Annotated in this window: 8 protein-coding genes; 7 read left to right on the top strand and 1 reads right to left on the bottom strand. The window is 60.8% G+C overall.

What is annotated here, in order from left to right; translation table 11 throughout:
- Window positions 1–88 precede the first annotated feature (88 nt).
- Window positions 89–4417 carry an Ig-like domain-containing protein gene (locus tag IFO71_RS12600; protein WP_192029991.1) on the bottom strand — a complete coding sequence of 1443 codons (4329 nt, stop codon included), beginning with the start codon at window positions 4415–4417 and terminating at the stop codon, window positions 89–91.
- A gap of 309 nt (window positions 4418–4726) precedes the next feature.
- Between IFO71_RS12600 and IFO71_RS12595 the strand changes: the two genes are divergently transcribed.
- The 7 genes from IFO71_RS12595 (at window position 4727) to IFO71_RS12565 (ending at window position 14537) form a co-directional block, all read left to right on the top strand.
- On the top strand, window positions 4727–5164 hold the full coding sequence (locus IFO71_RS12595; RefSeq protein WP_192029990.1) for a nucleoside deaminase: 438 nt from the start codon (window positions 4727–4729) through the stop codon (window positions 5162–5164).
- Window positions 5165–5517: 353 nt separating this feature from the next.
- Entirely contained in the window at window positions 5518–6870 is a 1353-nt protein-coding gene (gene aptA / locus IFO71_RS12590) for an omega-aminotransferase AptA (protein ID WP_192029989.1), read from the top strand.
- A gap of 51 nt (window positions 6871–6921) precedes the next feature.
- Window positions 6922–8460, top strand: coding sequence for a CoA-acylating methylmalonate-semialdehyde dehydrogenase (locus IFO71_RS12585; RefSeq protein ID WP_192029988.1), 1539 nt, complete (start codon window positions 6922–6924; stop codon window positions 8458–8460).
- A 233-nt stretch (window positions 8461–8693) separates the two neighbouring features.
- Window positions 8694–9968 (top strand): Zn-dependent hydrolase, encoded by a 1275-nt coding sequence (locus tag IFO71_RS12580; protein ID WP_192029987.1) that lies wholly within the window; start codon window positions 8694–8696, stop codon window positions 9966–9968.
- 71 nt (window positions 9969–10039) lie between these two features.
- Window positions 10040–11407: an NAD(P)-dependent oxidoreductase gene (locus tag IFO71_RS12575; protein ID WP_192029986.1), complete on the top strand. Its 1368-nt coding sequence runs from the start codon at window positions 10040–10042 to the stop codon at window positions 11405–11407.
- Entirely contained in the window at window positions 11400–12674 is a 1275-nt protein-coding gene (preA, locus tag IFO71_RS12570; protein WP_192029985.1) for an NAD-dependent dihydropyrimidine dehydrogenase subunit PreA, read from the top strand. The genes IFO71_RS12575 and preA overlap by 8 nt, the downstream gene beginning before the upstream one ends.
- 399 nt (window positions 12675–13073) lie before the next feature.
- Entirely contained in the window at window positions 13074–14537 is a 1464-nt protein-coding gene (locus IFO71_RS12565; protein WP_192029984.1) for an NCS1 family nucleobase:cation symporter-1, read from the top strand.
- Window positions 14538–14565: the final 28 nt, after the last annotated feature.

The following is a 14565-nucleotide window of genomic DNA, read 5'->3' as shown; positions in this document are numbered from 1 at the left end:
TACGGACCGTGAACAACTGCTCCATGAAGACATCGGCTCCGCGCATCGGGCTTCCTTGCCAGCGGTGTATCTGAAGGATGAGACAAGTTTACGATGCGAGGAGGTATTTCAGCAGCCTGTTAGAGCAGCCTAAAGCTTGGTTTGAAGAGTTGATTCTTTCCCATGTGGGTTTGAGTGAATTTACAGAGCAGTTATAAAAATCATCGGGACGAATATGCTTGTAGATGTATCTTTGCTGATTGGGGTCTAACACATACTCTCCAGAAACAACACCCAACTCGTGGATCGAGATAATCCACTCGAGAATGCGATTCTTCAGGGCAGCGCCGTTGATGGCTACATCCACGGTATCACCTTCGCGAACAGGGAATCTTGTTCTGCGCTCGACTAGATCGACTAGTCTTTGCAATCCATTGCTGGTGAACACGTCATTCTTAAACCTCCGATGATGTTGACCTTCGTGGGCCTTCGTTGCGGCCTTTGCACCCCATTGACAGTTGTTTGTGCAGCCCAGTGGAGGCGGCAATTCCCTCACTCCACGAGATAGAAGAGCAGCCACTTCGGAATTTTGACCGTCCGGCAAACCACCCTGCACGCCTTCATAGTGGCTTGAGTAGGAATACTTCAACGACAGTTCGGCTCGCTCACCATACTTGCAATTCTCGCGAGTATCTTGCGCAAGAAAGCCTGACAACCTTGTCGCGTCGAGCTCTTCAAATCGGGGATTCTTCGGCCAGCCGAGCTTTGATTTTATAGCAACACGCTTCACCGAAAACTCCCACTGACGATGCTTGGAGCACCAGGCATCCAGTTCCACCTTCCAGTCGGCGTACACAGTTTGACCAGGAGTGTTTGCCAGGTCCGGATATGCATAGTAGGCAGCAATTGCGCCGGCGGGCGGGGTGAGATCTTCTACTTCGTCGAACTCAAACTCAATTCTGCCGGTGGACCTACCACCTTTGCGCGGCAAGCCCAAGCGGTCGCAAATATCAAATGTAGGGCATTCTGGAGAAAGTGGAGGACAAACCTCATCTGACTTTCCTTCTAACCCCAGCCGGTCTTCACAATCACAATCAGGCGGATTCTCCGCCGTATCATCCGTCGGCCCCGGTGCCGCAGGCGTCGGTGTGGTCACCGGACCACCCCACCCCGCCTTGGTGATTCCTGACCCCGGGTCGGTGATCAATTGCGTCCCGGACTCGTCGATCGTGCCCCGGCCCATCGGTACAAACATCGCCAGATCGTGATCCCACTGCACCACCGGCGCCGTTTCGCCCGGCTTGAAGCCCAGGGTGTTGGGTATCCGCACCTCGATCGGGGGATCAAACCGCGTGTTGGTGGGCTGGATCGTCCAGGCAACACCCATAAACAGACTGCCCGGTCCGGGCGGTACCATCGGCAAGCGATCAGCATGCACCGGGGTCACCACCAAGGGGCCTTCTCGGCTGCCGTCGGGGAAGGTCACGCTGTTCGCCTTTACCCGCATCGAGAAACCCTCCCAGCCCGGCAGGGTGAATTCGACGTCCTGGTTGCCGCCAACGATTTTCGCTTGGCCGTGGTTGATTGGCGGCAGTACCACCGCATGCGGCAGCTGATTCAGTTGACCGACGACCACCGCGGTTTCGAAGTGCAGTGCCGGGTATTCCAGCCACTCGCCGTTGCGCTCCACGCGCAGCTCGCGGCCGTCGACAAACAGGTCGATCTTGCCGGGCGGCACTTGATCACTGAACAGGAAGTACCCGCGTTCGTCACTCAGCGCCGTCAGCGCTGTCCGCCCAATCGAGAGTCGAACGCCGGCCAACGGCGTTCCGATGTGATCCTGCACCAAGCCGGCGAACTGCGTCGGCCCCGCCGTGGCCGCGTACACCATCAGCTGAAAGGCCGCACCGCCCACCCGACGATCTGCGTCCACCGCCTCGGCCTGGATCACCACCTGACCCGGCTCACTGCCACTCATCGGGCGTACCGCAGCCAAGCCATTGCGATCGGTCATCACCGTTTGCGTTTGACCGTCCGCACTGGTGCCGACGCCGTTGAAGCGCGCCGAGCCCAGCATCACCTTGAATTCCACCGGGACATTCGGCAGCCGGTTCTGGTACTGATCTACCACCACCGCGGTCAGGGCTTCCACCGGTTGGCTGTCGGTGCTGAGGTACTGCAGGCCACTGGCACCGTTGATGAACACGCGCTGGGCGGCTCCGCGCTCAGCACTGGCCATGAACATCACCTCCTCGGCGATCTGTTCACTCCAGACGCGTACCGCGTCACTGCCGGGCCGCGCTTCGCGGCCCACGGTCAGCCACACCTGGGCCTGGCCGCTGGCATCGGTGTGCACGATCAGGTTGCGCGACAGGTTTACCCCATCAAAGCGCTCGGGTTCGGTGCCACCGCGCAGGGAACCCGAGCCGCGGACGATATCGAACCGCACCGGCAGGTTCACCAGCGGCAAACCCTCGGCATCCAGCGCCAGGACCGACAACGGATCGGGCAATTCACTGCCGACTTCGCCCTGTTGGTTATGCCCTTCAAAACGGGTCAGACGTGCACTGCCCACCGCGATGCGCACCACCTCGCGGGTCTGGCTTCGGGCATTGCCCTGGGCGTCGGTGGCGGAGACCCGCAACGCGTTGTGGCCGATCTCCAGCGGCAACTTCAGGGCCAGGTAGCCGCGGTCGCTGACGATCGCCGTGACGGTTTCGCCATTGGTGGTGTTGTCCACAGTGACCGTCGGCTCTGGCGCCCCGATCAGCCCCTCGACGGCATCATTGACCGTTCCGCGCAGATCAATGTGGGCCTGCGAAGTGATGGCCTGCTCACTCGGCGACTCGATAGTCAGCAAGGGCGCTGTGTGATCTACAAATACAGTGATTTGCGAAGTCACCGTATGGCCGCGTTGGTCGGTGCCCACTACGGAGAGCAGATTGCTGCCCTCGTGCAAGAAAAAGTCGGGAAAGCTGAAACTCAATCCATCGTCGGCCAGCTGCGCTAACTGCTGGTTAATCAGCACTTCGGTCAGCGGCGCACTGCTCTGACCACGCACGGTGACGGGACGCTGGACCGCGCCGGTCAGGTTCGTCGCACCGCCCGGTGGTGTGGCGCTGCCCTCGGCGGGCATCGGACCCAGGGTCGATAGGTCGGCCGGCACCAACACCTCGATCTGCGTCGGCGCGTGATACGTGATCGTCGTCTCTATACGCCGCGTTTCACCGTCGGGAAACTGCGCGACGATCTCGATCAGATTCGGCCCCGGAGTCAAGCTCACCTCGCGGGAATACTCAACCCCCTCTTCCGTGCGGACTCGATCGTCGGACTCCTGGCCGGCAATCAGGATCGTGCCTGGAGCGCCTGCGGTGGACTCGGCCAATGCCACGACTCGCATGCTGGAGGAGTACGAGTCTTCGATGGTGCCGACCATCTCCAACCGGTACTGATGTTCAATGTCGATCTCGAACGCACGCAGCGCCCAAGCACTTTTGCCACTCTCTGCGGCAACATCAATCGCCACCTGATAGGCACCCGATGCGAGCGGCGCACTCGGTGCGTATCGAACTGTGGCGCGCCGTTCGCCATCCCACTCGATCTCGGCCTCTGGGGCAATATCGGTTTCGTTCAAGAACAGACGCAACGAATCTCGCCGAAGCGCCCCTCGAGTGATACTGACCTGAGCCCGGACTTCGAGCGGGTCGGCATAGCGAAGAAGCGATTCGCTCGGAGACTCAATCGAGATTTCCGGATCAGCGCCGGTTACAAATCCCCACAGCCGCAATACCTGGTTGCCGGCCCGGTCTTCCAAGTGAAGGTCCGCACGATGGATGCCGTCGGCCAATGGGGTGGAAGGCGTGTAGCTCAGCCCTCCCTCTTGAATGTCCGCCCCTGAGGTAACATCCACGCCATCCAAGACAAGGCGCACTTTTGAGAGGTGGATGCCAGAGCCGACATCTGTGTATTCGGCACGAATCGGTGGTTGTGAGTCATCCCCCTCAACATGACCGAAAGGAGAAAGATCCAGGACTTCAGGGTCTGTCCTTGTGCTGAACGACCAGGATTTCACCAAACTGCCATAGCGAAACTCGGCCTGGTGTCGGCCCTCCGCCAATGGAGTGCTCGCCGTGTGGATAACCTCCCTGGGGCTGTGCGCCGCGGAGGCGCCGATTTCCACCCCGTCCAACACCAAAACCCAAGGCCCCGTCAGACTTTCGCCATCGTTCCAGCGAATGCCAACCTGAGGCAGCGCGTCTGCGTCCAACACCGTGCTGGGGGCTGGGAGGACCTCGGCTCGATCCAACCACGATTCGAGCTCGAATCCAGAGCGAAACACTTCGTTCGCTGCGGCCTGAGAGACTGACGAAATGATCAGGGTAACGAGGCAGGCAACCAGCACTTCGAGCGCAAATCGAGCGGCGCGCGCCATCGCCATTGGCGCCAACTCGGCTGAGGCCCGCACTCTTGCGCTGACGCCCATTCGCTCGTGCCCCCCATTCGGGCTGTTGTGGCGACTTTCGAGTCAACTCAAGTGCGCCCCAACGTTGCTGAATGTGCGCTTCGACTGAGCGCATCGTCAAGGCCATCGCGCCGGGAGCCCCTTCCCGCCTACACGATTCAGGCCCGTACCGGCCGCCGGCCTTTGCTGCAGTGCAACAAGCAACATGCTGAGAAAACCCCTACTGTTCGTTCAGGCAAGGCACTCGGCGGTTTCCGAACGCTGCCAAGGAATGGAGAGGATTACATGGATGAATTCATGCAGGCGGCGATTGCCGAAGCTCAAGCTGGACTGGCCGAAGGCGGGATTCCGATCGGGTCGGTCTTGGTACATCGCGGCATCATCATCGGTCGCGGCCACAATCGCCGGGTGCAAAAGGGCTCGACCGTGCTGCACGGCGAAATGGATGCACTGGAGAACGCTGGGCGTCAGCCGGCTTCGGTGTATCGAGAATGCGTGCTTTACACCACGCTATCGCCCTGCCCGATGTGCAGTGGCGCCATCCTGTTGTATGGCATTCCGCGTGTGGTGATCGGCGAGAATCGCAGTTTCCTTGGCGAAGAAGCCCTGCTCAGTAGCCGCGGCGTGGCGCTGGAAGTGCTGGACGACCCGACCTGCATCGAATTGATGCGTCGATTCATGGCCGAAAAGCCGGCGCTGTGGAACGAGGATATCGGCGAATAGCTAGCAAGTTTTTGAAAAACAGCACATTCCGGGTGGGTGGCGGCGAGCACCATCGTGTCGCCAACGGTGGGCCACAGGCTTGTCGTGAGCCTGTCGAACGGCCCACCCTACATCTGTTCGGAGCAGCTTTGGCGGTTCGGAGGCCCCTTAAGTTAAGGGGCCGGCTGTGGGCGTAGCGCACAGCGGGGTTGCGGATGCGAGATCCGATCGAACGAAGCCGCTCGCTTGGTCATCTGGAGCGCAACCTCACCAGGCTATGGACGCGTGGTGGCATTCGTGGTTAACGTTGTGCCCGACCACAAGAAACATCAGGGGCTGGCCGGCCCCGACGCGCCAAGGGGGCGCAGCAGGCAATGACGCAAACTAACAGCTCACCGGCAGCGGTGACGGATCTGGATTTCGATCCGTACTGGATGCCCTTCACTCATAACCGCTACTTCAAGCAGCATCGACCGCTCGACCGTTTGATGGCCAGCGCCAAGGGCGCCTACTACACCACGGTCGAGGGACAGCAACTGTTCGACGGCCTATCTGGCCTGTGGTGCTGCGGGCTGGGTCACGGCGACCCGCGTATCACCGAAGCGGTCAAGCGACAACTCGATGTCGCCGACTACGTGCCTGCGTTCCAGATCAGCAGCCCGGCCACCTTCAAGTTGGCCCAGCGCATCGCCGAACAGGCGCCAGGACAGCTAAACCGGGTGTTCTTCACCAACTCCGGTTCCGAAGGCGTCGACACCGCGCTGAAAATCGCCCTGGCCTACCATCGCCTGCGCGGCGAGGCCTCGCGCACGCGCTTTATTGGTCGCGAGAAGGCCTATCACGGAGTCGGTTTCGGCGGCATTTCGGTCGGCGGCATGGTGGCCAATCGCAAGATGTTCGCACCCGCCATGCTCAGCGGCGTCGATCATTTGCCGCATACCCACAATCCGGCGGAGACCGCATTTTCGCGCGGACTGCCGAGCTGGGGAGCCCACCTGGCCGACGAGCTTGAACGCATCGTTGCCCTGCACGATGCGTCGACCATTGCGGCGGTGATCGTTGAACCGATGCAGGGATCGGTGGGCGTGATCCCGCCGCCGCAGGGCTATCTGAAGCGGCTGCGCGAGATCTGCAGCAAGCACGGCATCCTGTTGATCTTTGACGAGGTGATTACCGGATTCGGTCGCATGGGCAGCTGGTTTGGCGCTCAGGCGTTCGATGTCACCCCTGACTTGCTGGTGTTTGCCAAGGGCGTCAACAACGGCACGGTGCCGATGGGCGGCGTGATTGCCGATCAGTCGATCTACGACACCTTCATGCAGGGCCCCGCGCATGCGGTGGAGCTGTTCCATGGCTACACCTATTCAGGGCATCCCTTGGCGGTGGCCGCAGCACACGCCACCTTGGATATCTTGGCCCAAGACGAAGTGCCGCAGCGCTTTGCCGAGCTCGGCAAACTTCTCGAAGACGGGGTGCATTCGCTGCGCGGCGAACCCAATGTGATCGACATCCGCAACTGCGTGGGAGCGGCAGCCATCGACCTGACACCGTTGCCGGGCCAACCCGGACTGCGCGCGGTACGCTTGTTCGAGGACGCGTTGAAACGCGGCTTCCTGGTGCGCTTTACTGCCGACACCATCGCGCTCGGCCCGCCGGTGATCAGCACGCCGACCGAAATCCACGCCCTGATCGAGGCCTTGCGCGCGTCGATACGCGCGGTCGCCTGAGCCTGGGCCCTACTTAACGCGCCTTACCCGCGCCTCACTTGGGAGACACGCATGAGCGTTCCCGTGCAAAAGCTTCAGGGGGTGGTCAACACCCAACCGCAACGCATTCCGCACTACATCAATGGCCAGCGAGTGGCAGGCGATGGCAGCGAAATGGGCAAGGTGTTCAACCCCGCCACCGGCCAACAGACCGGCGAGCTGCCCATGGCGACGGCCGCGACGGTGGACCTGGCAGTTAGCGCCGCCCGGGCGGCGTTCCCGGCCTGGGCGGCCACGCCGCCGGTGCGACGCGCCAAGGTGATGTTCAAGTTGCGCGAGCTGATCGAGGCCAATGCTGACGCCCTGGCCGCGCAGCTCACCGCCGAACATGGCAAGACCCATAGCGACGCGCTGGGCGAAGTGGCACGCGGCCTGGAAGTGGTCGAGTTTGCCTGCGGCATTCCCCACTTGCTCAAAGGCGAGTTCACCGAGAACGTCGGCAGCGCCATCGACGCCTGCTCGGTGCGGCAACCGCTGGGCGTGGTGGCCGGCATTACGCCATTCAATTTTCCCGCCATGGTTCCGCTGTGGATGTTTCCCATCGCCATCGCCTGCGGCAACTGCTTCATTCTGAAGCCATCGGAACGCGATCCGTCGGCCTCCTTGATGCTGGCGGATTGGTTGAAGCAGGCCGGATTGCCCGACGGCGTGTTCAACGTGGTGCACGGTGACAAGCGCGCCGTGGATGCGATTCTGGAACACCCCGAGATCAATGCGGTGAGCTTCGTCGGCTCCACACCGATTGCCAAATACATCTATGAAACCGGTTGCCGTCACGGCAAGCGAGTGCAGGCCTTGGGCGGTGCCAAGAATCACATGGTGATCATGCCCGACGCCGATCTGGACCAGGCCGCCGACGCCTTGATGGGAGCGGGCTACGGTTCAGCCGGCGAACGCTGCATGGCGATCTCGGTGGCGGTGGCGGTGGGCGACGAGGTGGCGGATCAGTTGATCGCCAGGCTGGCACCGCGGGTCAGGGCGCTGAAGATCGGCCCCGGCGGTGAAGATGTCGATATGGGTCCCCTTATCACCGACATCCATCGCGATCGCGTACGCGGCTATGTCGATAGCGGCGTCGCCGAAGGTGCGGAACTAGTGGTTGATGGCCGTGGCGTGCAAGTAAAAGGCCACGAGAGCGGCTTCTTCCTCGGCGGCTGCCTGTTCGACAAGGTGCAACCGGACATGCGGGTGTACAAGGAAGAAATTTTCGGGCCGGTGCTGCAGATTATGCGGGTCGCCAGCTACGAGGAAGCCCTGACGCGCGTCAATGCGCACGAATACGGCAATGGCACCGCCCTGTTTACTCGCGATGGCGATGCCGCACGCGACTTTGTGCAACGGGTGCAGGTCGGCATGGTCGGTATCAATGTGCCGATTCCGGTGCCGGCGGCCTTTCACAGCTTCGGTGGCTGGAAGGCCTCGCTGTTTGGCGACCATCATGTCTACGGCCCCGAGGGCGTGCGCTTCTACACCAAGCTAAAAGCGGTGACTTCGCGCTGGCCAACCAGTATTCGCGCCGGTGCGCAATTTGTGATGCCCACCAACGGCTGAGGATTGTAATCGAGCATTTTTGAGGTTTCCGAATTGAGAGACTGCGCTGTAAAGCCCCTCTCCCCTCGCGGGAGAGGGGTTGGGGTGAGGGGGAAATGAGAGCCTATGGCTTCGCCTACCCCTCTCCCCCGGCCCCTCTCCCGCAAGGGGAGAGGGGAGCTTCCAACCTGTCTCGCAATGCGTAAATCTCAATAGTGGAAACGTTGCGTTAGCCGATCGGGAGAGGATCTGCAATGAATGCTGCACCAGAACACTTCGCGCGTGAACAGGCTGTTCCACCCCTTCGCGTGAATGGTCAACGCCTGTGGGACAGTTTGATGGAAATGGCCAAGATCGGGGCAACCGAGAAAGGCGGCGTGTGTCGTCTTGCCTTGACCGACCTCGACAAGCAAGGCCGCGACCTGTTTGTGACCTGGGCCAAGCAAGCCGGTTGCAGCATCAGTGTCGACCAGATGGGCAATGTGTTTGCGCGTCGCGCGGGCCGCGACAACAGTCTGGCCCCCGTGATCACCGGCTCGCACGCCGATTCGCAGCCCACCGGCGGCCGCTTTGACGGCATCTATGGCGTGCTGGGCGGTCTGGAGGTGATTCGCTCGCTGAACGACCACGGCATCGAAACCGATCGACCGATCGAAGTGGTGATCTGGACCAATGAGGAGGGATCACGCTTTGCGCCTGCCATGGTGTCGTCCGGCGTGTTCGCTGGGGTGTTCACGCTGGAATACGGTCTGTCGCGCACTGATATCGATGGCAAGACCATGGGCGAGGAGCTGCAGCGGATTGGCTATGCCGGTGATCTGCCGGTAGGGGGCCGCGATATTCACGCGGCTTTCGAGTTACACATCGAGCAAGGCCCGATTCTGGAGGCAGAAAACAAGACCATCGGCGTGGTCAGTCATGCCCAAGGGCAACGCTGGTATGAGGTGGTGTTTACCGGTCAGGAGTCGCATGCCGGCCCGACACCCATGCCGCGCCGCAAAGACGCCTTGCTGGCGGCAGCGCGGGTGATTGATCTGGTCAACCAGATCGGCCATGCGCATGCCCCGTTTGCCTGCGCCACCGTGGGCATGCTGCAGGTGCATCCGAATTCGCGCAACGTGATTCCGGGTCGGGTGTTTTTCACTGTCGATCTGCGTCACCCGGAAGACGAAGTGTTAAGTCGGATGGATGCCGAATTGCGAGCTGGCATTGCACGCATTGCCGAGCACACCCGAGTCGAGACCAGCACGCTGGAACAGATTTTCTATTACAAGCCGGTGGCCTTCGATGCTGATTGCGTCGCCTCGGTGCGCGCGGCTGCCGAACTCTTTGGCTATTCGCACCGCGACATGGTGTCGGGTGCCGGTCACGATGCCTGCTATCTGGCGCAAGTGGCCCCCACTTCGATGGTGTTTGTGCCCTGCGTGGACGGCATCAGTCACAACGAAGTGGAAGACGCCAAGCCCGAGTGGATTGAGGCGGGCTGCAATGTATTGCTGCACGCAATGTTGGAGCGTGCAGGACGATAGTAAAGTCGACACGTACTGGCTTCGGGGAAGCTGTGCAGGTCTTTTGAGAGCGGGATGCAATGGGGAAACACATGGCAAGAAAGCAAGTTGGCGATATCGCCGCGGCACGCCGTTCCAGCGAAGAGCTGGCCGCCGCATTTGAGGATGTCGCACCGCCGCTCAATCGGCAGCGGGCGTTGATCGAATCGCAGCGTTGTTATTACTGCTACGACGCGCCCTGCATCACCGCCTGCCCTACCGGCATCGACATTCCGGGCTTTATTCGCAGCATCAGCACGGACAACTTGCGCGGCGCGGCCGAGACCATTTTGTCAGCCAACATTTTTGGCGGCATCTGTGCTCGGGTGTGTCCGACCGAGATTCTTTGTGAGGGTGTCTGCGTTCGCAACACCGACGAAGACAAACCGGTCGAAATCAGCGCCCTGCAGCGCTACGGCACCGACTGGGTGTTTGAAGAAAATGCTGCGCTGTTTCAGCGCGCCAGCGACAGCGGCAAGAAGATAGCGGTGGTCGGCGCCGGCCCGGCTGGCCTCGCCTGCGCGCATGCCCTGTCGCTGCGCGGGCACCAGGTACAGGTATTCGACCGCCAGCCAAAAGCCGGTGGGCTCAATGAATACGGCATCGCCGCCTACAAGGTGCCCGACTTCGCGCAGCGGGAAATTCAATGGCTGCTGTCGATTGGCGGCATCGAAATCGTCAGCGACCGTGAACTCGGCAAGAACCTGTCATTGGCGGAACTACGTGCTGAGTACGACGCAGTCTTTCTGGGCATGGGATTGGCCGGGGTGAATGCCCTCGGCATCGAGGGTGAGCAGCTTAGCGGCGTGGCCAATGCGGTCGACATGATTGCGCAATTGCGTCAGTGCGAGGATCTGCAACAGATGCCAGTGGGACGCCGTGTGGTGATCATCGGGGGTGGCAATACCGCGGTTGATGCTGCGGTGCAGAGCAAGAAGCTTGGCGCCGAATGGGTGTATATGGTCTACCGCCGGGGCGCCGCCTCGATGAGCGCCACCGCCCACGAACAGGCCTTCGTCAAAGAGCAAGGCGTACACGTGATCGAGTGGGCGCAGCCGAGCAGGTTTATCGGCGTCGATGGCAAGTTGTCGGCGGTCGAATTTGAGTACACCGAAGCCGATGCCAACGGCAAGGCACGGGGCAGCGGGGAACACTTCACGCTCGACGCCGATGTTGCGCTGAAAGCCATCGGACAGGTGTTGGTTTCCGCCCCACTGCAGGCGGGCCAACACGAAGTGTTGGCCACCAAGGGAGGCCGCATCGTGGTGGACTCGAACTACGCCACCTCATTGAGCAAGGTGTGGGCCGGCGGCGACTGCGTCGGCGGCAAGGTGGATCTTACCGTTCAGGCGGTGGAAGACGGCAAGCGGGCAGCGCAGGCGATTGACCGCTTCTTGGCAACGGAGAAGACGCATGGCTGATTTGACTTGCAATTTTGCTGGCATCCGTTCGCCGAATCCGTTCTGGTTGGCTTCGGCACCGCCGACTGACAAGGCGTACAACGTCAACCGCGCATTCGAGGCCGGCTGGGGCGGCGTGGTATGGAAAACCCTGGGGCTGGATCCACCGGTGGTCAACGTCAGCTCACGCTACGGCGCGGTGCAATGGAATGGCCAGCGCATCGCCGGCTTAAACAATATCGAGTTGATTACCGATCGACCGCTGGCGGTTAACCTGGCCGAAATACGTCAGATCAAGCGCGACTGGCCGGACCGCGCCATGATCGTCTCGCTGATGGTGCCCTGCGACGAGGAATCGTGGAAATCGATACTGGCGCAAGTCGAAGACACCGGCGCCGATGCGGTGGAGTTGAATTTCGGCTGCCCGCACGGCATGAGCGAGCGCGGCATGGGTTCGGCCGTGGGCCAGGTGCCTGAATACATCGAAATGGTGGCGCGCTGGGTCAAGCAGCATTCGAAGCTGCCCTGCATCGTAAAGCTAACGCCCAATATCACTGACATACGCGCCCCGGCTCGCGCTGCGTTCAAGGGCGGCGCCGACGCGGTGTCGCTGATCAACACCATCAACTCCATTGTGTCAGTAGACCTGGATTTGATGGCGCCGACGCCGACGGTGGATGGCAAAGGAACGCACGGCGGCTATTGCGGCCCGGCCGTTCGCCCCATCGCGCTCAATATGGTGGCCGAGATCGCCCGCGACCCCGAAACTCACCGCAAACCGATCAGCGGCATCGGCGGAATCGGTACCTGGCAGGATGCAGCCGAGTTCATGGCCCTGGGCTCGGGGTCGGTGCAGGTGTGCACAGCAGCAATGCATTACGGTTTTCGCATCGTCGAGGACATGATCTCGGGTTTGTCCAATTGGATGGACAGCAAGGGCTACCGCACTCTGGATGATTTTGTCGGCAAGGCGATCCCGAACGTTACCGATTGGCAATTCCTCAACCTCAACTACGACATCAAGGCCCGCATCGATCAGGACAAGTGCATCAAGTGCGGGCTCTGCCACATCGCCTGCGAAGACACCGCGCACCAGGCGATTACCAAAGAGAAAAACGGCGTTCGCTTGTTTGAAGTGGTGGACGCCGAATGCGTCGGCTGCAATTTGTGCATGCATGTTTGCCCGGTGGATAAATGCATCACCATGCAACGGGTTGATGACGGCGGCTTCGCCGACTGGACTACCCACCCCAACAACCCGATGCGCAAGACCGACAAGGCGATTTGATGAACGCAGCTTCGCATCCCGGGCATCAAGGCGGAGATTGCATGCCTCGTGAGCAAGTCACTTGTTAATCTCTGCGGGCGATAGATCTTGATCGTTCCGATCAAGTAACTGTCGCTACAAGCGCCTTTCCCTGCGGGGAAAGCGCGCTACGAAGCCCCTCTCCCCTGGAGGGAGAGGGGTTGGGGTGAGGGGGAATTTCCGGCACCTCGCCCCCTCACCCCGCCCTCCAGGGGAGAGGGGAGCAAAGCGCGAGCTCCGCGAATCAACAAGTTACGATGCCGGCTCATGGAGATGCGGAAAACATAGAAACCTGTAGATCGCCCTTCGCAACATTTGAAAAGTGGAATTCACAATCATCCCGCACCCAAGCATCCTTCAACCGCTCCACCGGAGGCACCGATGTCGGCAACATCTCAAAGCACGCAGCCGCAAGGCGATGGCGATCTGGTCAATCAGGATCTGTTGCCCACCGCTCAGTCTGATCGACACTGGGATTGGAAAGCGATCGCGGCATTGTGGGTGGGCATGGTGGTGTGTGTGCCGGCCTATATGCTGGCCGCCGGCCTGATCAGTGAAGGCATGTCCTGGAACGAGGCCGTGTTCACCGTATTCCTGGCCAATGTCATTGTGCTGGTGCCGATGCTGTTGATTGGCCACGCAGGAACGAAGCATGGCATCCCGTTTCCCGTGCTGCTGCGCGCCTCGTTCGGCACGCGCGGCGCCAAATTGCCCGCCGTACTGCGTGGTCTGGTGGCCTGCGGCTGGTTCGGCATTCAGACCTGGGTCGGTGGAGCCGCCATCTACACCATAGTCAATGTGCTCAGCGACAACGCCATTGCCGGTTCAAAGCTGCCGCTGCTTGGCATCGACATCGGTCAAACCCTTTGTTTCCTGGCGTTCTGGGCGCTGCATGTGCTGTTCATTCGACAAGGCACTGAGTCGATTCGCTGGCTTGAGTTGCTGGCCGCGCCCTTGCTGATACTGATGTGCCTGGGATTGCTGCTCTGGGCCTACATCGCGGCCGACGGCTTCGGCCCCATGCTGTCTGCACCGTCGCAATTCGCTGCGGGCGGCCCACGTGAGGGACAGTTTGCTTCGGTGTTCTGGCCGTCCTTGACCGCCATGGTCGGATTCTGGGCCACCTTGGCGTTGAATATTCCTGACTTCACCCGCTACGCCAAGTCACAACGCGACCAGATGTTAGGGCAGATGATCGGATTGCCGATTCCGATGGCTTTGTTGGCCTTTATTGGCGTGGCGGTGACCTCGGCCACTGTATTGATCTACGGCGAAGCGATTTGGGATCCGGTTGCACTCGCCGGCCGCCTGGGCGGGGTCGGCGTGGTGATTGCACTGCTGGCCCTGGTACTGGCGACCTTAACGACCAACTTGGCGGCAAACGTGGTAGCCCCAGCCAATGGATTTTCCAATCTGGCGCCGGGCAAGATTTCCTTTCGCATGGGTGGCTACATCACAGCGGGCATCGGCATTGCGATCTTTCCGTGGAAGCTGCTGGAAACCACCGGTGCCTATATCTTTACCTGGTTGATCGGCTATTCGGCCTTGTTGGGACCCATTGCCGGCATCATGTTGGTCGATTACTACCTGATCCGCCGCACCGAACTCGATCGTGACGGCCTGTTCAACCACCGTGGGCCCTATGGCTATCGCGGTGGTTGGAACCTAATTGCCTTGCTGGCCCTGGTTGCTGGCGTGCTGCCGAATCTTCCGGGCTTCTTGAAGGCAGCGGGCTTCGTAGCCTCGGTGCCCACGGTGTTCGAGACCATCTATGCCTATGCCTGGTTCGTTGGACTCCTGGTTGCGGGAAGTCTTTACTACCTGCTAAGTCCGCGGTCGCGATAAGGGCATTCCCAGGCTGAAATGTTCGCCC

It is taken from the genome of Pseudomarimonas arenosa (assembly GCF_014841215.1).
Classification (GTDB): domain Bacteria; phylum Pseudomonadota; class Gammaproteobacteria; order Xanthomonadales; family Xanthomonadaceae; genus Pseudomarimonas; species Pseudomarimonas arenosa.
This window is presented reverse-complemented; position numbering and strand designations above follow the sequence as displayed.

Bases quoted from the DNA above. Each gene is read 5' to 3' on its own strand.
- IFO71_RS12600 (WP_192029991.1), bottom strand. From the start codon at position 4,417: ATGGCGATGGCGCGCGCCGCTCGATTTGCGCTCGAAGTGCTGGTTGCC.
- IFO71_RS12595 (WP_192029990.1), top strand. From the start codon at position 4,727: ATGGATGAATTCATGCAGGCGGCGATTGCCGAAGCTCAAGCTGGACTG.
- aptA (WP_192029989.1), top strand. From the start codon at position 5,518: ATGACGCAAACTAACAGCTCACCGGCAGCGGTGACGGATCTGGATTTC.
- IFO71_RS12585 (WP_192029988.1), top strand. From the start codon at position 6,922: ATGAGCGTTCCCGTGCAAAAGCTTCAGGGGGTGGTCAACACCCAACCG.
- IFO71_RS12580 (WP_192029987.1), top strand. From the start codon at position 8,694: ATGAATGCTGCACCAGAACACTTCGCGCGTGAACAGGCTGTTCCACCC.
- IFO71_RS12575 (WP_192029986.1), top strand. From the start codon at position 10,040: ATGGCAAGAAAGCAAGTTGGCGATATCGCCGCGGCACGCCGTTCCAGC.
- preA (WP_192029985.1), top strand. From the start codon at position 11,400: ATGGCTGATTTGACTTGCAATTTTGCTGGCATCCGTTCGCCGAATCCG.
- IFO71_RS12565 (WP_192029984.1), top strand. From the start codon at position 13,074: ATGTCGGCAACATCTCAAAGCACGCAGCCGCAAGGCGATGGCGATCTG.